The sequence below is a fragment of the Streptomyces albidicamelliae genome, from assembly GCF_025642175.1.
Classification (GTDB): Bacteria; Actinomycetota; Actinomycetes; order Streptomycetales; family Streptomycetaceae; genus Streptomyces; species Streptomyces albidocamelliae.
On sequence record NZ_CP106795.1, the window covers coordinates 2,863,222 to 2,884,559 of the forward strand.

Consider the following 21,338-nt stretch of genomic DNA (forward strand, 5'->3'; position numbering starts at 1 on the left):
CCACACTGATTGGAAGGCACGACCATGGCGGGACCCGTCCTGGAAATGCGCTCGATCGTCAAGACCTTTCCCGGTGTCACAGCGCTCTCGGACGTCTCACTGACGGTAGGTCAGGGCGAGGTCCACGCCATCTGCGGCGAGAACGGCGCCGGCAAGTCCACCCTGATGAAGGTGCTCTCCGGCGTCCATCCGCACGGCAGCTACGAGGGAGAGATCCGCTTCGAGGGAGAGCCCTGCCGCTTCAGGGACATCCGGGCGAGCGAGCAGCGCGGCATCGTCATCATCCACCAGGAGCTGGCCCTGGTGCCCTACCTCTCCCTGGCGGAGAACATCTTCCTCGGCAACGAGCACGCCCGGCGCGGATTCGTCAACTGGAACGACACGCTGGGGCACGCCGCCGAACTGCTGCGCCGGGTCGGTCTGACCGACCATCCCGAGACCCGCGTCGCCGACATCGGTGTGGGCAAGCAGCAGCTCGTGGAGATCGCCAAGGCACTGTCGAAGAAGGTGCGGCTGCTCATCCTGGACGAGCCGACGGCGGCCCTGAACGACGAGGACAGCGGCAAACTCCTCGATCTCATCCTGGAACTGAAGAACCAGGGCATCACCTCGATCATCATCTCCCACAAACTGGGCGAGATCCGCCGGGTCGCCGACTCGGTGACGATCATCCGGGACGGACGCTCCATCGAGACGCTGGACGTGCGGGCCCCGGACACGACCGAGGACCGGATCATCAGCGGCATGGTCGGCCGCGACCTCGACCACCGCTTCCCGGAACGCACCCCGCACCGCCCGGAGGAGGGCGCCGCCGCGGCCCTGGAGATCCGTGACTGGACCGTGCGCCACCCGATCGACCAGCAGCGCAAGGTGGTCGACGGGGTGTCGCTCACGGTCCGGCGCGGCGAGATCGTCGGCATCGCGGGCCTCATGGGGGCCGGCCGCACCGAACTCGCCATGAGCGTCTTCGGGCGGTCCTACGGCCGGTACGCGGGCGGCACGGTCCTCAAGGACGGCGAGGAGATCCGGACGAAGACCGTCGCCGAGGCGATCGGGCACGGCATCGCCTACGTCACCGAGGACCGCAAGCACTACGGCCTCAACCTCATAGACACCGTCAACCGGAACATCTCGCTGACCTCGCTGCGCAGGGTGGCCCGGCGCGGCGTGGTCGACGAGCACGAGGAACGCAGGGTCGCCGAGCGGTTCCGCGCCTCCATGAACATCAAGGCGCCGACCGTCTTCGAGCCCGTGGGCCGGCTCTCCGGCGGCAACCAGCAGAAGGTCGTCCTCAGCAAGTGGATCTTCGCGGAGCCGGACGTGCTGATCCTGGACGAGCCGACGCGCGGGATCGACGTCGGCGCCAAGTTCGAGATCTACACGGTCATCGACAGGCTGGCCGCCGAGGGCAGGGCGGTCGTCTTCATCTCCTCCGAGCTGCCGGAGCTGCTCGGCATGTGCGACCGCATCTACACGATGGCCGCCGGACGGCTGACCGGCGAGTTCTCACGGGCCGAGGCATCCCAGGAATCGCTGATGCGCCAGATGACGAAGGACAAAGAGGTGACCCGATGAGCACGGACGTGACCGCCAGGACCCCGGCCCCGGCCCCGCCCGGAAAGAGCGGCGTCCAGGCCCCCGGCGGCCTGCTGCGGCTGATGCTGGACGGTCTGCGCAACAACATGCGGCGGTTCGGCATGCTGATCGCGCTCGGCCTGATCGTCGTCCTGTTCTCGGTGTGGACCGACGGCGACCTGCTGCTGCCCCGCAACGTCTCCAACCTGGTGCTGCAGAACAGTCACATCCTGATCCTCGCGATCGGCATGATGCTGGTGATCATCGCGGGTCACATCGACCTGTCGGTCGGCTCGCTGACGGCGTTCATCGGCGCGTTCGCCGCGGTGCTCACGGTGCAGCACGGCGTGGCCTGGCCGGTCGCCCTGGTGCTGTGCCTGCTGGTGGGCGCGGTGGCCGGCGCGGTGCAGGGCTTCATGATCGCCTACTTCGGCATACCCTCGTTCATCGTCACCCTCGCCGGGATGCTGATCTTCCGCGGTCTGACGGAGATCTTCCTGGAGGGCCAGACCCTCGGCCCGTTCCCGGGCGGTCTGGAGAAGCTGGGCAACGGCTTCCTGCCGGAGACCGGACCGGACACCAACTACCACAACCTCACCCTGCTGCTGGGCCTCGCCCTGATCGTCTTCACGGTCGTGCAGGAGTTCCGCGACAGGAAGCGTCAGCAGGAGTTCGCCCTGGAGGTGCTGCCGCGGAACATCTTCCTGCTCAAGCTCGTCGCCATCGGTGCCGCGATCCTCGTCGTCACGATGCTGCTCGCCAGCTACAAGGGCGCGCCGATCGTGCTGATCGTCCTCGGCGCGCTGGTCGTCGGCTACGGCTACGTGATGCGCAACGCCGTCTTCGGCCGTCACATCTACGCCATCGGCGGCAACCTGCCGGCGGCCAAGCTGTCCGGCGTGAAGGACAGGAAGGTCACCTTCTGCGTCTTCCTCAACATGGGCGTGCTCGCGGCCCTCGCCGGCCTGGTGGTCGCCGCCCGGCTGAACGCGGCCTCGCCGAAGGCGGGTCTCAACTACGAGCTCGAGGCGATCGCCTCGTCGTTCATCGGCGGCGCGTCGATGAGCGGTGGTGTGGGCACCGTCCTCGGCGCCATCATCGGCGGTCTCGTCCTCGGTGTGCTGAACAACGGCATGAACCTCCTCAGCGTCGGCACCGACTGGCAGCAGGTCATCAAGGGCCTCGCCCTGCTGGTGGCGGTCGGCTTCGACGTGTGGAACAAGCGCAAGTCCGGTTCGTAAGCGCCCAGACAACGGAGTCGCACATGGAACTGAACAGACGCACCGTCATCGCCGGCGCGGCCGCGGCCGGCCTCGCCGCCACCGCCGCCGGTACGGCCCACGCCTCCTCGGGGAGGAAACCGGCAAAGGAGCTCTTCGGCACCCTCGCCGACGGCACGAAGGTCCACCGCTGGTCGCTGGAGAACGGCGGCACCCGGCTGAAGGTCCTCTCCTACGGCGGCATCGTCCAGTCGCTGGAGATCCCGGACCGGCACGGCCGGTACGCGAACGTCTCCCTCGGCTACGACGACCTCGCCGCGTACGTCGCCGGGACGACGTTCTTCGGGGCCACCATCGGCCGCTACGGCAACCGCATCGCCAAGGGCCGGTTCACCCTGGGCGGCAGGACCTACCAGCTGTCCGTCAACGACGGCGAGAACAGTCTGCACGGCGGCGCCGAGGGCTTCGACAAGAAGGTGTGGGACGTCGAGCCGTTCACCGCGGGCCCGGACGTCGGCCTGCGCATGTACCGCACCAGCCCCGACGGCGAGATGGGCTACCCCGGTACGCTGCGGACGAAGGTCACCTACACGCTGACCCGGCACGGCGACTGGCGGATCGACTACGACGCCGTCACCGACCGGCCCACGGTCGTGAACCTCACCAACCACACCTACTACAACCTCGCGGGCGAGGGCAGCGGCAGCATCCACGACCACGAACTGTGGCTGGGGGCGAGCCGGTACACCCCCACCGACGCGGGCCTGATCCCCACCGGCGAACTGGCGAGGGTCGCGCACACCCCGTTCGACTTCACCCGGACCAAGCCGATCGGCCGCGACATCCGCGTCGGCCACCCCCAGCTGGTGACCGCCAAGGGGTACGACCACAACTTCGTCCTCGACAAGGGCGTGACCGCCCGTCCCGAGCACGTGGTGACGCTGCGCGACCCGGGCTCGGGCCGCACCCTGCGGATCCTCACCGACCAGCCGGGCGTGCAGTTCTACTCGGGCAACTTCCTCGACGGCACCCTCGTCGGCCCGTCCGGACACACCTACCGGCAGGGCGACGGGCTGGCCCTGGAGACCCAGCACTTCCCGGACTCGCCGAACGAGCCGTCGTTCCCCTCCACCGTGCTGCGGCCGGGACAGCGGTACCGGACGACGACGATCCACACGTTCGCGGCGAGGTAGCGCCACGGGCGTGAAGTGGCTCACGTACCGCACGAGTTGAACGCCACCCCGCCCGCCTCCGTATCCACGGGTGGCCCGTGCTCCCCCGCACGGGCCACCCCGAACGGAGGTCCCCTTGTCCGGCAACGTCACCTCGTTGTTCCGCGGCACCGCCGCGCACAGCCCTTCGATGGCGGCGCTGACGCGGGAGGGCGGCGACGGGACCGGCCCGGTGGACTTCTGCATCCCCTGCAACCCGTACTTCCCCACCCCGGCCATGTTCGACGAGATGTCGGCCCGGCTGCGCGAGATCGTCACCTACTACCCGAGCGGCGCCGACACCATCACGGCCGAGCTGTGCAGCCTGCTCCAGCTGCCCCCGCAGTGCGTGGCGATGGGCAACGGCTCCACGGAGCTGATCACCTGGATCGACCACCTCCTCGTCCGCGAGTCGCTGGCGATACCGGTCCCCACCTTCGGCCGCTGGACCGACCAGCCGATGGAGACGGGCAAGCGGGTCGACATGTTCCCGCTCCAGGAGGCGAACGGCTTCGCCCTGGACCTCGCCCAGTACGCCGAGTTCATCCGCGTGCGCAAGACGCGGGTGGCCGTGATCTGCAACCCCAACAACCCCGACGGCGGCTGTCTGCGCCGCCAGCAGGTGGTGCAGTTCATGGACGCGATGGCCGACCTGGACCTGGTGGTGATCGACGAGTCCTTCCTGGAGTTCGCCGACGCGGAGACCGAGCCGAGCGTCGTCCAGGAGGCCATGCTCCGCCCGAACGTCGTCGTCCTGCGCAGTCTCGGCAAGAACTTCGGCCTGCACGGCATACGCTTCGGCTACCTCGTCGCCAACCCGGCGCTCGCGGGCCGGATCCGCTCGATGCTGCCGAAGTGGAACCTCAACTCCTTCGCCGAGCACGTGGTGTTCATGCTGAAGGAGCACGGCGCCGAGTACGCGCAGAGCCTCCAGCAGGTGCGCCGGGACCGGCTGGAGATGGCCAGCCAGCTCTCCGCGCTCCCCGGCCTCACCGTCTACCCCTCCCAGGGCAACTTCCTCTTCGTCCGTCTTCCCGTGGGGGCCGAGGGCACGGTGGTCCGGGACCGGATGCTCACCGAGCACCGGATCCTGGTCCGCGAGTGCGGCAACAAGATCGGCTCCTCCAGCCGCTTCCTGAGACTCGTGGTGCGCCCCCAGGTCGACGTGCGTCGCCTGGTGTCCGGCCTGGAACAGGTGCTCTACGGGTCCAGGAGGGGAGCCGCCGTACCCGAGCTGGGCACCGGGACCAGCTACAGCTCGGGTACGGCGGCGGTGGACCGCCTGGTCAGCGAGACCAACGGGGCCGGTGTGCCGGGGCTCGCGGCCCAGGCCCTCGGCGCCGGTCCCGCCCCGGTCGCCGGCACCGGCATGCCGCTCCCCGCCGCCGCGTCACCGGCCGGCGGCGGGATGCCGATGCCGGCGGCAGCCCAGCCGTCGCCCGTGCCCGCGCCGGCTCCGGCGCCCGTACCGATGCAGGTGCCCGCGCAGATGCCGGCGCCCGCGCAGTTCCCGGTGCAGCAGCCGCCGGCACCCCAGCAGGTGCCGGTACCGGCGGCCGCCGCCATGCCGGCGCCCGCGCCCGTCCCGGTGCAGGCACCCGTGCCGGCGCCGGCGGCCGCGGCGGCGCCGACTCCGCCCGGCGTCCCGGCGCGCGGCGGGCTCACCGCGGCGCAGGTGCGCGGCATGACGGCCCCCGCCACCCCGGCCCCCGCCACGGGGTTGTCTCCGGCCCCGGCGACGGGCTGGCCCCACGCCCAGAGCTGGCCGAACGCGGCGGGGATGGGGCAGACGGGCTGACCGGACCGCGGACTAGTGCGGGCACTCCTTCCAGGCGAGGTGGTAGACGGTGCTGATGTCACCGTCGGTCGAGTCCATCGTCATGAAGCTGACCTTGCCGGGGTTGGCGCTGCCCGCGTTCACCCTGAGCTCGGTGTTGATGTTGAAGTTGCGCAGGACCCCGCAGGGCGCCCAGACGAGCTGGGCCCAGTCCGTGGTGTCGGTGGCCTGCCAGTCGTCGTTGTAGGGCCCCCCGTAGGGGTGGGACAGGGGCACGGTGGTCGGGGACCCCTGGAAGTAGTACGAGGCCTTCTGCGTCGCCGACGCTCCGGGCTGGAGCGAGAGGAAGCCCCGGTAGTCGGCGCTGGCGATCGCGTAGGTGAAGCCCTGGGGCACGTGGACCACCAGGTTGAGCTGGCAGTTCTTGCGGAAGGCCGTGGGGTCGGAGTTGCCCCCGGCCTGGGCCAGGTAGGCGCTGTAGGTGACCGTGAAGGCCGTGTTGTCCGGCGACACGGCCACGGCGGCCGTACCCGCGGGACAGCCCGAGCCGTTCACCGTCGCCACGTCGATGACGATCTTGTCCGGGGGCGGGTCGTCGAACACGGGGGACGAGCTCTGGGCGGGTAGCGCGGTGGTGAGTAGAGCGGCTACGGCGCCGCTCAGGAGGAGTCCACCAGCCATCGTTTCTCCCGGTTGTCGAGTGGGGGGTCACGCCTCCGGCCGCCCGTTCACCTTTGAAGAAACTGTGCGTCAACTGTGAAGGAGGAAGGGAGGCGTGGGTAGCGTAGGGAGCCCCACGAGCACCGGGCAGAGCGAACTCAGGCCATTCACTTCCGGGTATTCACTCCGTCACGGGTTCTCCCACGCCGCCGGTTCCGCCGCCAGCGCCCGGACCGGCTCGGGCAGGGCGTCCGCCGCGAGGTCGGCGACGGTGACGCCCTCCAGGATCCGGCGCACATTGGCCCGCAGGGCGATCCACAGGGGCAGCAGGGGCTGGGCCGTACCGGTGTAGGAGAGCGAGGTCGGGCGCTCGCCGCGCACGGAGACGATGGGACCGTCCACGGCCCGGACGACGTCCGCCACGGTGATCGCCGCCGCGTCCCGCGCGAGCCGGTAGCCGCCGCCCCCGCCACGCCGGCTGTCGACGACACCCGCGCGCCGCAGATCGCCGAGGATCCCTTCGAGGAACTTGTGCGGGATGTCCTGGACGGCGGCGATTTCCTCCGCCTTCACCGGGCCGTTACCCTGCCGTACGGCCAGCTCCAGTACCGCCCGTACCGCGTAATCCGCCCGCGCCGAGATCCTCATGTGTCCATTGTGGGGCGTACCCGCGTGGAGAATGGCCGCACCCGCGCCCCGTACGATCGCCCGGGAGGATCCACCTTGGCGCTCAGCAGACGTACCTTCAGTGCCCTGGCCGGCTCGGCCGCGCTCGGCCTCGCCCTGGGCGGCAGCGGCGGCCCCGGCGCGCCCTCGGCCTTCGCGGGCGGCACCGCGCCGACCGGCCCGGCGCCCGAGCCGCCGAGCGCCGACGGCGAGCGGCACACCATCGGGTACGACCGCTACTCGCTGCTCGTCGACGGCAAGCGGCTGGTGGTGTGGTCGGGCGAACTGCACCCCTTCCGGCTGCCGAGCCCGTCGCTGTGGCGGGACGTCCTCCAGAAGATGCGGGCCCACGGCTACAACGCCGTCAGCATCTACGTGGCCTGGAACTACCACTCCCCCGCGCCCGGCCGGTACGACTTCACGGGCGTGCGGGACCTCGACCTGTTCCTGCGCACGGCCGCCGAGACGGGGCTGTACGTCATCCTGCGACCCGGTCCCTACATCAACGCCGAGGTCGACGGCGGCGGCTTCCCGGGGTGGCTCACGGCGACGAAGGGCACGGCCCGCACCTTCGACCCGGACTACCTCGCGCACGTGGACGAGTGGCTGTCGCAGGTGAACCGGATCGCCCGCCGGCATCTGTTCACGCGGGGCACCGGCACGATCCTGCTGTACCAGATCGAGAACGAGTACGACTCCCACGTCACCGAGGCCGCCGGCCGGGACTACATGTCCCACCTGTACAAGAAGGTCCGCGCGGACGGGATCGACGTGCCCCTGTTCCACAACGACAAGGGGCGCAACGGCTACTGGGTCCCCGGCTCGTTCGACACCGGCGGCGACAAGGGCGGCTGGCTGTACGGCTTCGACGGCTACCCGTCGCCGTCCCAGACCCCGCCGGACTGGGGGCACTTCGGGTCCGGCGGCATGAAGGGCGGGGCCACCGCCTCGCCGGCCACGCCCGGTTTCGTGCCCGAGTTCGGGGGCGGCTGGTTCGACCCGTGGGGCGGTGCCTGGTTCGACGGCAAGGGGTACGCCGAGTCGCGGCGCACCCGGGACGCGGCCTACGAGCGCCGCTTCTACCTGACCAACCTCGCCAACGGCCTGACCCTGCACAACGTCTACATGACGTTCGGCGGCACGTCCTGGGGGTGGCTGCCCGCACCGGTCGTCTACACCTCGTACGACTACGGGGCCGCGATCGACGAGGGCCGCAACGTCACCGACAAGATCGCCCCGATGCACCAGCTCGGGCATCTGCTGCAGCGTGTGCCGGACTTCGCCAAGCTGGACAAGGCGTCCGAGGTGAAGGCCGAGGGCGTGAAGGTCTACCACCTGGCCAACCCGGACACCGGCGCGCAGGTGTACATCGCGCGCAACGACGGCACCGACGCGGTCACCACGAACCTGCCCACCGACGCCGGGGACCTGCGGATCACCGTGCCCGGCAAGGACGCCAGGATGGTGACGACCGGGCTCTCGGTGGGCCGGCGCACGGTGAAGTACTCCACCGCCGAACCCGTGCTGCACCTGTCGGCGGGGCGGCAGGACATCGCCCTGTTCTCGGGGCGCCGCGACGACATGGCCGAACTGGTGCTGAAGTGCCCGGTCGAGCCGTTCGTGCAGCGCCTCGATCCGGAGGGCGCCTGGATCTACGACCGCAACGAACTGCATGTGAGCGCGCCCCTCGGCCAGGGCGGGCTGACCCGGGTGCTGGTGCAGAACGGCGAGAGCGAGACCCCGCTGCTGCTGCTCTTCGCCGACGACGCCACCGCCGTCCGGCTGTTCCCCTACGACACCCCGTCCGGCACGTTGCTGGTGTACGGCCCGAAGCTGCTGCGGCACGTCGAGGTGCACGGTTCCGAGGTCCGGCTGACGGGCGACGTCACCGAGACGGCGACCGTGGAGGTGTGGGGGCCGCGCGGGATCGACAAGCTGGTGTGGAACGGGCGGACCCTGCCCACCCGCACCACCCTCGCCGGCAGCCTGATGACCACGGACCTGCTGCCCGAGGTGCCCGAGGTGGAGCTGCCCGAGCTGGGCGGCTGGCGGATGCGGACGGAGAACCCGGAGGCGGGCCCGAGCTTCGACGACTCGTCCTGGCGGGTCGCCGACCGGAAGACGTCGTACAGCACCACCGAGGTGCCCGAGGGGCAGCCGGTGCTGTTCGCGGACGACTACGGCTTCCACTACGGGGACGTCTGGTACCGGGGCGTCTTCACCGGCTCCGAGGGCCTGGAGGAGATCTCCCTCGCCTACCGCACCGGCACCCAGGGCCTGCTGATGGCCTGGCTGGACGGGGAGCCGCTGGGCACACACCGGATGCCCGTGCCGAACAAGACCACCACCATCCGGCAGGGCACCTGGGCCGACACCGCGGTCCTCCCGGTGCGCGAGCGGCTGCGCTCGCCCGGCCGGCACGTGCTGTCGGTGCTGGTCCGGCGCATGCAGCACGACCAGGACGGCAAGGCGCTCGACACCCACAAGGCGGCACGCGGACTGACCGGCGTCTCCTTCACGGGGGCCGCGCCGGACGTCACCTGGCGCATCCAGGGCGAGGCGGCCCCGGACCCCGTGCGCGGGCCCATGAACAACGGCGGGCTGTACGGGGAACGGGAGGGCTGGCACCTGCCGGGCTTCCGGGACCGGGACTGGGAGGCGGTGACGCTCCCCCGGTCCGCGCGGTACCAGGGCGTGACCTGGTACCGGACCACGTTCCGGCTGGCGGTGCCGGCCGATGTCGACGCGTCGATCGGGCTGACCCTCGAGGACGACCCGTACCGGGCCTACCGGGCGCAGATCTTCCTCAACGGCTGGAACATGGGCCAGTACATCAACAACGTCGGCCCGCAGCACACCTTCGTACTGCCGAACGGCATCCTGCGCACCCGGGGCGCCAACACGCTCGCGCTGGCGGTCCTCTCGGAGTTCACCACGGACTCGGGGCCCGGCAAGGTGGGCCTGACCCTGCTGGGCAGGGCGGCCGGCGGTGTACCGGTGGACCCGGTGCCCTCCCCCGGCCGCTGAGCCCCGCCGGGCGCGGCCCTGCCGCCGTGCCCCCGCGCTTCTCGCGCCCCGGACGACGGTCGTCCCATCGCATGACGCGGACACATCCGGGCGCGTACGCTCGGACCGGCCGCCGCACCGGCGGTGGGGAGGGAGACCGATGGACTTCGCGGGCGCGCGGCGGCGGTCGGCACGCCTGACCGCACGGCTGCGCCGTTCCCGCCCCGGTCCGGGGATGCGCTCCCTGTCCGGCCGTCTCGCCGCCGCCGTCCAGGCCCGGCCCGAACCCCCCCGCGGAGTGCGGGAGCTGGGCCGCGCCCTGTGCGAGGAGATGAGCGTGCTGCGCGGCGGACGCCCGGTCGAGCTGCGTTTCGAACGGTTCCCGGACGAGATCGAGGTCACCGGGCTCTGGGTGGAGTTCACCGACTTCGACCTGGTCATCGTGGAGGAACGGGCCGAGGCCCTGCAGCAACTGGTCATCCTCGGGCACGAGTTGTGGCATCTGCACGCCGGGCACCGGCATCAGCACCCGGCCGGGGCCGCGGTGGCCCGCGCCTTCGCCGACGCGCCCGGCTGGCGGGACATGGCGCTCACGGTGGCCGCGCGCAACGGCTCCCGGGAGTCCGACGAGGCCGAGGCCGACGACTTCGGGCACCGCCTCGCCACCCTGTTCCGCCGCCAGGTGACCGGCGCCGGCGACGCCCCGCCGGGCCCCGTGCAGCGTGCCCTCGGCTACCGCGGACGGGGCGGAGCCGCGCGGTGACCCGGCTCGCCCTCGACCCCTCGGCGCTGCTCGACGAGTTCTACATCTCCTTCTGGATCCCGACCGCGGTCCTGGCCGCCGCGCTGGTGATCAAACTGCCCTCGATCATCCGGTTGTGGCGGGACCCGCTGCTGCGTGCCGTCGGCGGCCTGCTGCTGCTGGCCGGCGCGGTCTTCGTGTTCTGCACGCCGTCCACCATCGTGCGGGTGAACCGGCTGACGGGGGTGCCCAACATCGCGGCGCCCTGGTGCTATTCGCTCATCACCGCGATGTCCGGTTTCTGTCTGCTGCTGCTCGTCGCCTGGCGCAACGGCCGGTACGACCGCTCGGCGGCGACCCGGCGGGCGCTGCGCCGGGTGGTGTCGGTGTACGGCGGGGTGATCGTCGCGCTGTGGGTGCTGTTCCTGCTCGCCGACACTCCCGAGGAACGGGTGCGGGACCTGGACACCTTCTACGCCGGCACCCCCTTCATGCGCGAGGAGATCCTGCTCTACCTCGTCGCCCACGGCGTGGCCTGTCTGATCACCTCACGGCTGATCTGGGACTGGGCGCACACCGAGGGCCTGGACGCCTGGCTGCGCCGGGGGCTGAAGCTGCTGGGCGCCGGGTACGCGCTCAACCTGCTCTTCAACGGGGCCAAGCTGACGGCGGTGTTCGCGCGCTGGTGCGGGCGTGACCTGGACTGGCTGAGCACGAACCTGGCGCCGCCGCTGGCCGCGCTGTCGGCGATCCTGGTCGCGGCCGGCTTCATCCTGCCGCACGCCGGCCAGTATCTGCAGGACCGCCGGCGGATCCGGCTCGCCCACCGCGAACTGCGGCCGCTGTACCGGCTGATGCGGGGCGTGAGCGGCGAGGGCGTGCCGTTCACCCTGCGGGGCACGCCGGAGCTGCGGCTGACCCGGCGCGAGACGTTCATCCGGGACGTGCTGCTGCCGCTGACCCGGCACATCGACGCGGACCTCGGGACACGGGCGTACGACGCGGCGCTCGCGCTGGGGCATCCGCCGGAGCGGGCGCGGGCGCTGGCCGCCGCGGTGGGCATCCTGGACGCGGTCGGGGGCGGGGCGGGCCGCAGGTCCGAGCCGGTGACGGGGCCGGACCCCTCGAGTCTGCTCCGCGAGATCGCCGCGATCTCCCGTGCGTTGCGGCATCCGGCGACGCTGGAGGCGGTCCGGTCCTCGGCGGCCGTACCGGAGGACCGGGCCGCGGGGGTCGTCTAGAGGGTTTCGTCTGGATCAGGTCGGACCCGGGCTGATCCGGACGAAGCCCCCTGGGCCGGGGCCCGGTCAGCCCGCGAACGCCGGCTGGGGGAGGCCGTGGCCGATGTCCGGGATCACCAGGAGCGAGCCGGCCACGGGGTGCGGTGCCGGCAGGCCCACGCGGGCCGTCGTCACGTACAGGTCGGTCAGCGCGGCGCCGCCGAAGGCGCAGGCCGTGGTCCGCGGAGTGGGGAGGGTGATCACCCGGTCCAGTTCGCCGGCCGGTGTGTAGCGGCGCACCGCTCCCCCGTCCCACAGCGCCACCCACACGCATCCGTCGGCGTCGACCGTCAGGCCGTCCGGGAAGCCCGCGCCCGCCTCGATCTCCACCAGCGGGCGGCGGTCGCGCACCCCGTCGGCGTCGTGGTCGAAGACGTCCACGCGGCGCGTCGGGGTGTCGATGTAGTACATCAGCCGGCCGTCCGGACTCCAGCCGGTGCCGTTGCTGACCGTGACGTCCGGCAGGACCGTCGCCGCGGTGCCGTCCCCGGTCAGCCGGGACAGCGTGCCGCCGCCGGTCGCCTCGTCGTAGCGCATGGTGCCCGCCCAGAGGGAGCCGTCGGGGGCCACCGCCGCGTCGTTCCCGCGGCGGCCGGGCACCGGCTCGCGGCGCAGCCAGCGGAACGTGCCGTCGGGGTCCAGCAGCCCCACCCCGTCCCGGAGGTTGAGCACCAGACCGCCGCCCGCCCGGGGCTTGGCCGCGCCGACGTGCTGGTCGGTCGTGCGTACCGTGCGCCGGCCGGTCGACGGGTCGTAGGTGTGGACGCGGGCGCCGAGGATGTCGAGCCAGACCAGCCGGCCGGAAACCGGGTCCCAGACCGGACCCTCCCCCAGCGTCGCCCCGGCCCGCACCGCGACCTCGTACGCCGTCATACCGCGCTCCGGTGGCCCAGCCGCTCCGACAGCTCGGCGGCGCCCTTCACGGCGAGCTGCTCCAGTTCGGCGCGGCGCTCCTCGCTCCAGCGGATCATGGGCACGGAGATGGACAGGGCGGCGACGACCTGGCCGGTGCGGTCGCGGACCGGCGCGGCCACGCAGGAGACGTCCGGGTTGGACTCGCGGCTCTCCACGGCGATGCCCCGGCGCCGGATCTCCGCCAGGGCCTCGCGCAGCGCGGCCGGTCCGGTGATGCTGTTCGGGGTCATCGCGGTCAGCTCGGCGCCGTCCGGGATCCGCGCGGCCAGCTCCTGCTCGGGCAGCGAGGCGAGGAGCATCTTGCCGACGGAGGTGCAGTGGGCGGGGAGCCGGCGGCCGGCGGCGGAGACCATGCGGACGGCGTGCGTGGAGTCGACCTTGGCGATGTAGATGACGTCGGTGCCCTCCAGGATGGCCACGTGCACCGTCTCGTCGCAGGTCTCGGCGACCGAGCGGGCCACCTGCTGGCCCTCGGCCGCGAGGTCGAGCTGCTCCGCGTAGCGGCTGCCGAGCTGGTACGGGCGCACCCCGAGCCGGTACCGTCCGGGCTGGCCGGGGACCTGCACGATGTACGAGCGCGCCGCGAGGGTGGTGACCAGCTCGTGCACGGTGGTGCGCGGCAGTTGCAGCCTGCGCACGATGTCGGGGGCGGAGAGCGTCCCGTCCCCGTCGAGGAACAGCTCCAGAATGTCGAGAGCCCGGGTCACGGCAGGCACGAGACGTCCCACGGCCGGCCCCCTCCCTTGGGTCTAGGCGCCTGTACGGGATGCGAAGATGTCGGCACCCCGATGTTCGAGATTTCAACAGGCGATCGGCATGACGAACACAGGCTAGTCATACCGGGTTCCGCGGGGCAATGGTCCGCGAGCACGTCCGTGCGCCCGGACACCGGTGCGCCGGGCACCATGGGGGCATGCCACTCGACTTCCAGCTGGTGCTGCTGCGCCGCATGGCCGACCACAATCCGGACCTGGTCGAGGACGCCCGGCGGCGGCTCGGGGTGTCGCTCGCCGAGATGCGGGAGACCAACAAGCGCTGGCAGGCCATGGTCCGTTCGCCGCGCTCCCGGTCCGCGGCCGCCCGCTACCGGTCGGTCCTCGGCGAGCCGGAGTCGGTCGTGCCGCGGCGGCTCGGGGACGTCGACTGCGAGGCCCGCCGCTGGGCCCTGCCCCTCTGGCCCGACCTGCTGTTCGAGGTGCTGGTCGGGCCGGACGGCGGGGTGTGGAACGAGTGGCTGGTGCGGGCGCCCGGCGCCCCGGCGGCGAGACCGAAGACCCTCGACGACCTCGTCCCCTGGTCCTGCACCGTGGACGAGGCCGCCCGCGCCTTCGCCCCGGCCCGCCCCCTGGAGGGCACGGCCCCCACCCGGTGGGGGCTCGCGTTCACCGCCCCCGACCGGGCGGGCGTACGGCACGAGGTGGTCGCCGAGTTCACCTGGGGACTGCTGCAGCGGTCGGCCGTCGTCGGCTGAACCGGCCCGCCCGGCCGCGCGGCCTCAGTCCTCGAACCCGGTCGCCCTGGTCCGCTTCTCCCAGGCGGTGACGTCCTCGCGGACCTGGTCGAGGTGGGCCAGCACCGCGCTCACCCCGTCCTCACCGAGCGGCAGCCGCAGCGGGGTGCGCTCCGCGGCGAGCGCGGCCAGGATCAGCGCCGCCGCCTTGGCCGGGTCGCCGGGCTGCGTGCCGTCGCCGCCGGAGACGAAGCCGCGGGTCTCCCCCACCTTCGCGTAGATCCCGCTGTCCGCGCTGACGCCGGCCCGGCCGGACTCCATCAGCGAGGTCCGGAATCCGCCCGGCTCCACGATCAGCACCTTGATCCCGAACTCGGCCACCTCGTCGGCGAGCGCCTCGGAGATGCCCTCCAGCGCGAACTTGGTCCCGCTGTACGCCCCGAAGCCCGCGAAGGACATCTGCCCGCCCATGCTGCTCATCTGGACGATCGCCCCCGAGCGCCGCTCCCGCATGTGCGGAAGCACCGCCCGCACGAGCGCGGTCGGACCGAAGACGTGCAGGTCGAACAGGTCCCGCAGTTCCCGTTCCGTGGTCTCCTCGACCGCGCCGACGTGGGTGCGGCCCGCGTTGTTGACCAGCACGTCGATCCGCCCGTGCCGGGCCACGACGTCCCGCACGGCACCCTCCAGGGCGGCGGTGTCGGTCACGTCCAGGCGCAGCGCCTCCACCTGGTCGGGGTGGGCGGCCACCAGGTCGTCCAGCGCCTCCGGACGCCGGGCCGCGCCGATCACCACGTCGCCCGCGGCCACGGCCGCCTCGCCGATCGCCCGTCCGAAGCCGCTGCTCGCCCCGGTCACCAGCCATACCTTGTTCATCACGACTCCCCGTGCGTCTCGTCCTTCTCGACGTCCACCAGCCTCCCGCCCCGCGCCCTTGTCCGTCCAAGACCCGTGGTGATAACCAACGGTCATGACCAGTGACGTCCACGGCCGCGATCTGCGCTACTTCGTCGCGGTCGCCGAGGAGCTGCACTTCACCCGGGCGGCCGAGCGGCTGTACGTCTCCCAGCCCGCGCTGAGCAAGCAGATCCGGGCGCTGGAGCGGCAGTTGGGCACGGAGCTGTTCCGGCGGGACCGGCACGGGGTGGCGCTGACGGGTGCCGGTGAGGCGCTGCTGCCGCACGCCCGTCAGGTGCTGGCCGCGTGGGAGGCGGGCGCGGTGGCGGTGGAGGCGGCCAGGGCGGCGGAGCGCAGCACGCTCGTGGTCGGCATGAGCACCAGTCCGGGCCGGGGTGGACTGCTGCCGGCGATCCGCTCCCGCTTCACCGCCGCGCATCCCGAAGTCACGGTCCGGCTGCGCCAGCTGAGCTGGGACGATCCGACGGCGGGCCTGGCGGGCGGCGCCACGGAGGTCGCGTTCGTGTGGCTGCCGCTGCCGGACGAGGAGCGCTACGCCTGGACGGTGGTCGCCGAGGAACCCCGGCTGCTCGCCCTCCCAAAGACGCATCCGCTCGCCGTCCGGGCCGAGATCGACTTCGCCGACGTGCTGGACGAGCCGTTCCTGGCCCTGCCGGAGAGCGCGGGCGTGCTGCGCGACCACTGGCTGGCCGTGGACGCGCGGGCGGGCCGGGCGCCCCGGATCGGCGCGGAGATCGCCGGTGCCGAGGAGACGTACGAGGCGCTGGTCGCGGGCCTCGGGGTCTGCCTGGTCGCCGCGGGCAACGCCCCGCTGATCCGTCTCGGCGGGGTCATCACCCGCCCGCTGCGGGGCGTCGGCCCGAGCCGGTACGCGCTGGCGTGGCGCCGCGAGGACGGCGGACGCCCCCTGGTGCGGGCGTACGCCGGGGCGTGCCGGGCGACGGTGGGGACCGCCGGCCGGGACGGCACCCGGAGCCGGCCCTAGCCTTCCGCCGCCGCCAGGATCGCCTCCGTCACCCGGGGCAGGGAGGCCGGGTGGAGCCACAGGAAGAGGTTCGGCTCGACCAGTTCCAGTTCCATCAGGCGGGGCTCGCCGTCCTCGCCGTCCACGAGGTCCACGCGGGCGTACAACAGCCCGGACCCGCCGGGCACGGCCGCCAAAGCCTGCTCCGCGACCGCGAGTTCGGCGCCCGTGGGCTGCCAGGGCACCAGGTCGGGGTGGGGCACCTTGTCGGCGTCGTAGGGGGTGCCGGGCGTGAGGACGGCGCCCTTGCGGCTCGCGTGCAGCAGCCGGCCGCCGAAGAACTGCAGGGCCCGCTCGCCGCTGACGTCGATGCCCCGCACATAGGGCTGCACCATCGCGGTGAAGCCCTCGGCGTGCATGCGCGCGAGCTGCCGTACCGCCGAGTCGTGCTCGCCGGGCGTGTAGCGGGCGGCGAACCGCGCCCCCGCGCCCGAGGTCGGCTTGACGACGAACTCGTGGCCGTCGGGCAGGCCGGCCGGCTCGCCCGGGGCGATGTAGCGCGTCGGGACGGTGGGCACACCGGCCGCCGCCAGCTCCCCCAGGTACCGCTTGTCGGTGTTCCAGCGCACCACCGGGGCCGGATTGGCGAGCCGGGTCAGCGCGCCGACCCGCTCCACCCAGGCCGTGAACTCCGCGGCCCGCCAGCTGTAGTCCCAGGTGGAGCGGATGACGACGAGGTCGTAGCCGCCCCAGTCCGCCTCCGGGTCGTCCCAGAACCGGGCCTCGGCCTCGGCCCCCGCGTCCCCGAGCGCCCGCACCAGCACCGCCAGGTCGGTGTCGCGGACGGGCTCGGCCCCGGGGTCGTAGGTCGCGAGGGCGATGCGGGGCACGGCGGACTCCTTGTCGTACGACGTCCGGATCGGGTGATCCACGCGGCGAGGCTAACAACCGGACACGGAACCGGGACAGGGGGTTTGACCTTCACCTTCGGTGAAGCCCCAGCATCGGAGGCGGACGAGGAGGAGCACGGTATGAGCGGCGAGTTCCTGACGATCGGCGCCTTCGCCCGCGGCAGCCGGCTGTCGCCGAAGGCCCTGCGGCTGTACGACGAGCTGGATCTGCTGCGGCCCGCCCGGGTCGACCCGGACACCGGCTACCGGTACTACGCGGCCGGTCAGCTCGGGCAGGCCCGGCTGGTGGCCTGGCTGCGGCGGCTCGGCATGCCGCTCGCGGAGATACGCGCGGTGTGCGCCCTCGACGCGGCGGGCGCCGCGCGGGCGGTCCGGGCGTACTGGGCCCGGGTCGAGGCGGAGACGGCCGCACGGCGGGATCTCGCCGCGTTCCTCGTCCATCAGCTGACCGGAACGACGGGAAGGGAAACCCTCACCATGCTGGAACTGCGTCATCACGCCCACTCCGACCGCGGGCAGGTCCGTCCGGCCAACCAGGACACGGTGTACGCCGGCCGGCGGCTGCTCGCCGTCGCGGACGGCTTCGGCCCCGCGGGGGCTCCGGCGAGCAGCGCGGCGGTGGCGGCGCTGCGGTACCTGGACGACGCCGAGGAACTCGCCGCAGGAGGTGTGCTGCACCTGCTGGAGGACGCGGTGCGCTCCGCCGGTGAGGCCGTCGGGGTTCTGGCGGGCGGCGGCGACGAGGTCGGCACCACGTTGACGGCACTGCTGTGGACGGGCGCGGAGCTGGCCCTCGCGCACATCGGGGACTCCCGGGCGTATCTGCTGCGGGACGGGGAGCTGAGCCGGATCACCCGGGACCACCGGGTGTCGGTGGAGTCGCTGCTGCTGTTCAAGGCGCTGGGCGGCGGGGACGCCCCGGTGCCCGATCTGCGGCTGCAGGAGGCCCGGGAGGGGGACCGGTTCCTGCTGTGTTCGGACGGGCTGACCGAGGTGCTGCCGGACGCGCGGATCGCGGCGCTGCTGGCCTCCGTGGCGGAGCCCGAGCGGGCGGTGCGGCTGCTGGTCGAGGAGGCCAACGCCGCCGGCGGACCCGACAACGTGAGCTGCGTCGTCGCCGACGTCGTGGGGACGGGGCTCATGGGGTAGGAAGGGTGCTGTCGTCCCCGTCGGCCGACCGAGCCGGCAGTAAGGAGTGCGCCGCGTGTCCTCCCTCTTCCCCGCCCTGGCGGACGGCCCCCGCGAGCGGATCGCCCTGCGGTTCGGCGAACGGTCGTCGACGTACGGCGAACTCGCGGGTGCCGCCGGTGCGCTGGCCCGCCGGCTGGGCGGCACCGGCCGGGTCGCCGTGTGGGCCACTCCGGAGCTGGAGACCGCCGTCGCCGTGACGGGCGCGCTGCTGGCCGGGGCGGCCGCGGTGCCGCTGAACCCGAGGTCGGGCGAGAAGGAGCTGGCGCACATCCTCGCCGACAGCGCCCCGGCACTCGTGCTCGCCGCGCCGGGCGCCGCACTGCCCCCGTGTTCGCCGGGCTGCCGCGGCTGGACGTCGACGCGTCCGCCGCCGGCCCCCTCCCCGAGGAGCACGCGGCCGACGGCGACCCGGCACTGATCGTCCACACCTCCGGCACCACCGGCCCGCCCAAGGGCGCGGTGCTCCCGCGCCGGGCGCTGGCCACGACCCTGGACGCGCTCGCGGACGCCTGGCAGTGGACCGGGGACGACGTGCTGGTGCACGGGCTGCCGCTGTTCCATGTGCACGGGCTCGTGCTCGGCGTCCTCGGACCGCTGCGGCGCGGCGGCTCGGTACGGCACCTGGGCCGGTTCGGTCCCGAGGGGGTCACCCGGGAGCTGAACGACGGCGCGACCATGCTGTTCGGCGTGCCGACGATGTACCACCGCCTCGCGGAGGCCCTGCCGGACGACCCGGCGCTGGCCGCGGCGCTCGGCCGGGCCCGGCTGCTCGTCTCCGGTTCGGCGGCGCTGCCCGTGCACGACCACGAGCGGATCCTGGCCGCGACCGGCCGGCGGGTGATCGAGCGGTACGGCATGACCGAGACGCTGATGAACACCAGTGTCCGGGCGGACGGTGAGGCCCGGGCGGGCACGGTCGGGGTGGCGCTGCCGGGTGTGGAGCTGCGGCTGGTGGAGGAGGACGGCACGGAGCTCGCCGCGCGGGACGGGGAGAGCGTGGGCGAGATCCAGGTGCGCGGCGCGAACCTGTTCACCGAGTACCTGAACCGGCCCGACGCCACGGCCGCCGCGTTCACGGAGGACGGCTGGTTCCGCACCGGGGACATGGCGGTGCGCGAGCGCGACGGGTACGTGCGCATCGTGGGGCGCAAGGCCACCGACCTCATCAAGAGCGGTGGTTACAAGATCGGGGCGGGTGAGATCGAGAACGCGCTGCTGGAGCACCCGGGGGTGCGGGAGGCGGCGGTCACCGGCGAGCCGGACGCCGACCTGGGCGAGCGGATCGTGGCCTGGATCGTCCCGGCGGACCCCGGGGCGCCGCCCACCACCGAGGAGCTGGCGGACCACGTGGCCCGGCGGCTGGCCCCGCACAAGCGGCCCCGCGTCGTCCGCCTGCTGGACGCGCTCCCCCGCAACGACATGGGGAAGATCATGAAGCGGGCGCTGGCCGATGTCTGAGCGGCGCTCGGCGCGGGAGCTGCTGGCCCTGGTGACGGACGCGGGCAGCTTCCGTGAACTCCCCGTTCCCCGACGGGAGTCCGCGCCGGACGGCCCACTCGCCTGGCAGGGGTACGACGCCTCGCGCGCCCGCGCCGCCGGGCGCACCGGCGAGGAGGAGTCGGTGGTGTGCGGCACCGCCGAGGTCGACGGCAGCCCGGCCGTGCTGCTCGCCTTCGAGTTCGGCTTCCTCGGCGGCTCGCTGGGCGAACGCACCGGCGACCGGCTGGAGGCGGCGTACGCGCACGCCCGGGAACACCGGCTGCCGGTGGTGCCGTTGATCGCGACCGGCGGCAGCCGGATGCAGGAGGGCATGCTCGCGCTGACCCAGCTCCAGCGGGTGGCCCGGCAGTCGGCGCTCACCCGGGAGGCGGGGCTGCCGCAGATCGCGGTCCTGCGGGACCCGACGACGGGCGGCGGCTGGGCGACGCTCGGTGCGGGCGCGGACGTCGTCCTGGCCCTGTCGGGCGCCCAGGTCGGTTTCGCCGGCTCCCGGGTCCGGCCGCCGGACGCCGACCCGGCCGCGTACACCTCGCAGGCCCAGCTCGCGGCGGGTTCGGCGGACGCGGTGGTGCGGCCCGAGGAGCTGAAGCCGGTGCTGGGGCTGTGGCTGCGGCTGCTGTCGCGCGGCGCCGCGGGGGCCGACGCGGACCCCGGGAGCGCCGGCGGGGCCAGGGCGCGGGCGGCCGGGATCGCCCCCGCCCCCGTCCCGGCCGCGCTCGGCGGCGGTGGTCTCCCCGCACCGGCTGGGAGGCGGTGCTGCGGGCGCGTGCGGCCGGACGCCCCCGCGCGGGTGCCTACCTGGACGCCTACTTCTCGGCACGTGCCGCGCTCGTCGGCGACCGCTGCGGCGGCACCGACGAGGACGGCATGCTCTGCGGGTTCGGCGAGCGGGACGGCCGTACGGTGGCCTACGCGGCGCAGACCGGTGCGGCGACCCGGCCCGCCGGGTACCGGACCGCGGCCCGGCTGATCCGGCTGGCGGACCGGCTCGGTGTCCCGGTGCTGACCCTGGTGGACACCCCGGGCGCGGCGAACGACGCGGAGGCGGAGCGGCAGGGCGCCGGGGCGGCCATCGCCGAGGTCTTCGGGGCGGTGGCCGCCGCCCGGGTCCCGGTGACCACGCTCGTCGTCGGCGAGGGCGGCTCCGGCGGCGCGCTCGCCCTCGCCGCACCCGGCAACACCTGGGCCGTGCCGGACAGTTACTTCTCGGTGATCGCGCCGGAACTCGCCGCCGCCATCCTCAAGCGGCCGCCCGAGGAGGTGGAGGCGACCGCCGGGCAACTGCGCATCCGGCCGCAGGACCTGGTGGAGCTGGGGGTGGTCCGGGGCATATCCAGGCCCTGAACCACCCC

The 21,338-nt window shown here is 73.1% G+C and carries 16 protein-coding genes and 2 pseudogenes; 12 read left to right on the forward strand and 6 right to left on the reverse strand.

The features are described 5' to 3' along the window. The first annotated feature begins 24 nt into the window (after nt 1–24). The 4 genes from mmsA to N8I86_RS13350 all read left to right on the forward strand — a co-directional run bounded on the left by mmsA (nt 25) and on the right by N8I86_RS13350 (nt 5,804). Nucleotides 25–1,575, forward strand: coding sequence for a multiple monosaccharide ABC transporter ATP-binding protein (mmsA, locus tag N8I86_RS13335; RefSeq protein WP_073893645.1), 1,551 nt, complete (start codon nt 25–27; stop codon nt 1,573–1,575). After that, a complete protein-coding gene (mmsB, locus tag N8I86_RS13340; protein WP_263277847.1) occupies nt 1,572–2,816 on the forward strand; it encodes a multiple monosaccharide ABC transporter permease in 1,245 nt (414 codons plus the stop codon). Before mmsA ends, mmsB begins: the two co-directional genes overlap by 4 nt. A gap of 23 nt (nt 2,817–2,839) precedes the next feature. Further along, nucleotides 2,840–3,988: an aldose epimerase family protein gene (locus N8I86_RS13345; RefSeq protein ID WP_263277848.1), complete on the forward strand. Its 1,149-nt coding sequence runs from the start codon at nt 2,840–2,842 to the stop codon at nt 3,986–3,988. A 115-nt stretch (nt 3,989–4,103) separates the two neighbouring features. After that, on the forward strand, nt 4,104–5,804 hold the full coding sequence (locus N8I86_RS13350; RefSeq protein WP_073893651.1) for a pyridoxal phosphate-dependent aminotransferase: 1,701 nt from the start codon (nt 4,104–4,106) through the stop codon (nt 5,802–5,804). 12 nt (nt 5,805–5,816) lie between these two features. On the opposite strand, the gene N8I86_RS13355 is transcribed toward N8I86_RS13350, so the two are convergent. Next, nucleotides 5,817–6,464, reverse strand: coding sequence for a DUF4360 domain-containing protein (locus tag N8I86_RS13355; RefSeq protein ID WP_073893652.1), 648 nt, complete (start codon nt 6,462–6,464; stop codon nt 5,817–5,819). Nucleotides 6,465–6,632: 168 nt separating this feature from the next. Next, the gene (locus tag N8I86_RS13360; RefSeq protein WP_073893654.1) at nt 6,633–7,091 is read right to left on the reverse strand and encodes an RrF2 family transcriptional regulator; all 459 of its coding nucleotides are present in this window, start codon (nt 7,089–7,091) and stop codon (nt 6,633–6,635) included. A gap of 75 nt (nt 7,092–7,166) precedes the next feature. On the opposite strand from N8I86_RS13360, the gene N8I86_RS13365 reads away from it, so the two are divergent. The 3 genes from N8I86_RS13365 to N8I86_RS13375 all read left to right on the forward strand — a co-directional run bounded on the left by N8I86_RS13365 (nt 7,167) and on the right by N8I86_RS13375 (nt 12,098). Next, a complete protein-coding gene (locus tag N8I86_RS13365) occupies nt 7,167–10,136 on the forward strand; it encodes a glycoside hydrolase family 35 protein (RefSeq protein ID WP_263277849.1) in 2,970 nt (989 codons plus the stop codon). Between the two features lie 139 nt (nt 10,137–10,275). Next, nucleotides 10,276–10,878: a toxin-antitoxin system, toxin component family protein gene (locus tag N8I86_RS13370; RefSeq protein WP_185091390.1), complete on the forward strand. Its 603-nt coding sequence runs from the start codon at nt 10,276–10,278 to the stop codon at nt 10,876–10,878. Then, nucleotides 10,875–12,098 carry an MAB_1171c family putative transporter gene (locus N8I86_RS13375; RefSeq protein WP_263277850.1) on the forward strand — a complete coding sequence of 408 codons (1,224 nt, stop codon included), beginning with the start codon at nt 10,875–10,877 and terminating at the stop codon, nt 12,096–12,098. Before N8I86_RS13370 ends, N8I86_RS13375 begins: the two co-directional genes overlap by 4 nt. A gap of 66 nt (nt 12,099–12,164) precedes the next feature. Here the strand turns inward: N8I86_RS13375 and N8I86_RS13380 are convergent, their stop codons facing one another. Both N8I86_RS13380 and N8I86_RS13385 read right to left on the reverse strand, forming a co-directional pair. After that, nucleotides 12,165–13,010, reverse strand: coding sequence for an SMP-30/gluconolactonase/LRE family protein (locus tag N8I86_RS13380; RefSeq protein WP_123437991.1), 846 nt, complete (start codon nt 13,008–13,010; stop codon nt 12,165–12,167). Further along, nucleotides 13,007–13,780, reverse strand: a complete 774-nt coding sequence (locus N8I86_RS13385) for an IclR family transcriptional regulator (RefSeq protein ID WP_073893661.1) — start codon at nt 13,778–13,780, stop codon at nt 13,007–13,009. The genes N8I86_RS13380 and N8I86_RS13385 overlap by 4 nt, the downstream gene beginning before the upstream one ends. Nucleotides 13,781–13,965: 185 nt before the next feature. Here N8I86_RS13385 and N8I86_RS13390 point away from each other — a divergent pair, with 185 nt between their 5' ends. Then, nucleotides 13,966–14,523, forward strand: coding sequence for a hypothetical protein (locus N8I86_RS13390; protein ID WP_073893663.1), 558 nt, complete (start codon nt 13,966–13,968; stop codon nt 14,521–14,523). Nucleotides 14,524–14,547: 24 nt separating this feature from the next. Here the strand turns inward: N8I86_RS13390 and N8I86_RS13395 are convergent, their stop codons facing one another. Continuing rightward, the gene (locus N8I86_RS13395; RefSeq protein WP_073893665.1) at nt 14,548–15,378 is read right to left on the reverse strand and encodes an oxidoreductase; all 831 of its coding nucleotides are present in this window, start codon (nt 15,376–15,378) and stop codon (nt 14,548–14,550) included. Nucleotides 15,379–15,472: 94 nt separating this feature from the next. On the opposite strand from N8I86_RS13395, the gene N8I86_RS13400 reads away from it, so the two are divergent. Beyond that, on the forward strand, nt 15,473–16,405 hold the full coding sequence (locus tag N8I86_RS13400; RefSeq protein WP_073893667.1) for a LysR family transcriptional regulator: 933 nt from the start codon (nt 15,473–15,475) through the stop codon (nt 16,403–16,405). On the opposite strand, the gene N8I86_RS13405 is transcribed toward N8I86_RS13400, so the two are convergent. Continuing rightward, entirely contained in the window at nt 16,402–17,274 is an 873-nt protein-coding gene (locus tag N8I86_RS13405) for an ATP-grasp domain-containing protein (protein ID WP_073894144.1), read from the reverse strand. The genes N8I86_RS13400 and N8I86_RS13405 overlap by 4 nt on opposite strands. A gap of 141 nt (nt 17,275–17,415) precedes the next feature. Between N8I86_RS13405 and N8I86_RS13410 the strand changes: the two genes are divergently transcribed. The 3 genes and pseudogenes from N8I86_RS13410 to N8I86_RS13420 all read left to right on the forward strand — a co-directional run bounded on the left by N8I86_RS13410 (nt 17,416) and on the right by N8I86_RS13420 (nt 21,330). Then, complete coding sequence (locus tag N8I86_RS13410) at nt 17,416–18,444, forward strand: protein phosphatase 2C domain-containing protein (protein WP_073893669.1); 1,029 nt, start codon at nt 17,416–17,418, stop codon at nt 18,442–18,444. A gap of 55 nt (nt 18,445–18,499) precedes the next feature. Further along, nucleotides 18,500–19,944 (forward strand): annotated as a pseudogene (locus N8I86_RS13415) (acyl-CoA synthetase). Beyond that, nucleotides 19,937–21,330: pseudogene (locus N8I86_RS13420) on the forward strand (carboxyl transferase domain-containing protein). The pseudogenes N8I86_RS13415 and N8I86_RS13420 overlap by 8 nt, the downstream one beginning before the upstream one ends. The last annotated feature ends 8 nt before the right edge of the window (nt 21,331–21,338 follow it).

Bases quoted from the DNA above. Each gene is read 5' to 3' on its own strand.
- mmsB (WP_263277847.1), top strand. From the start codon at position 1,572: ATGAGCACGGACGTGACCGCCAGGACCCCGGCCCCGGCCCCGCCCGGA.
- N8I86_RS13400 (WP_073893667.1), top strand. From the start codon at position 15,473: ATGACCAGTGACGTCCACGGCCGCGATCTGCGCTACTTCGTCGCGGTC.
- N8I86_RS13345 (WP_263277848.1), top strand. From the start codon at position 2,840: ATGGAACTGAACAGACGCACCGTCATCGCCGGCGCGGCCGCGGCCGGC.
- N8I86_RS13390 (WP_073893663.1), top strand. From the start codon at position 13,966: ATGCCACTCGACTTCCAGCTGGTGCTGCTGCGCCGCATGGCCGACCAC.
- N8I86_RS13380 (WP_123437991.1), bottom strand. From the start codon at position 13,010: ATGACGGCGTACGAGGTCGCGGTGCGGGCCGGGGCGACGCTGGGGGAG.
- mmsA (WP_073893645.1), top strand. From the start codon at position 25: ATGGCGGGACCCGTCCTGGAAATGCGCTCGATCGTCAAGACCTTTCCC.
- N8I86_RS13410 (WP_073893669.1), top strand. From the start codon at position 17,416: ATGAGCGGCGAGTTCCTGACGATCGGCGCCTTCGCCCGCGGCAGCCGG.
- N8I86_RS13360 (WP_073893654.1), bottom strand. From the start codon at position 7,091: ATGAGGATCTCGGCGCGGGCGGATTACGCGGTACGGGCGGTACTGGAG.
- N8I86_RS13395 (WP_073893665.1), bottom strand. From the start codon at position 15,378: ATGAACAAGGTATGGCTGGTGACCGGGGCGAGCAGCGGCTTCGGACGG.
- N8I86_RS13355 (WP_073893652.1), bottom strand. From the start codon at position 6,464: ATGGCTGGTGGACTCCTCCTGAGCGGCGCCGTAGCCGCTCTACTCACC.
- N8I86_RS13370 (WP_185091390.1), top strand. From the start codon at position 10,276: ATGGACTTCGCGGGCGCGCGGCGGCGGTCGGCACGCCTGACCGCACGG.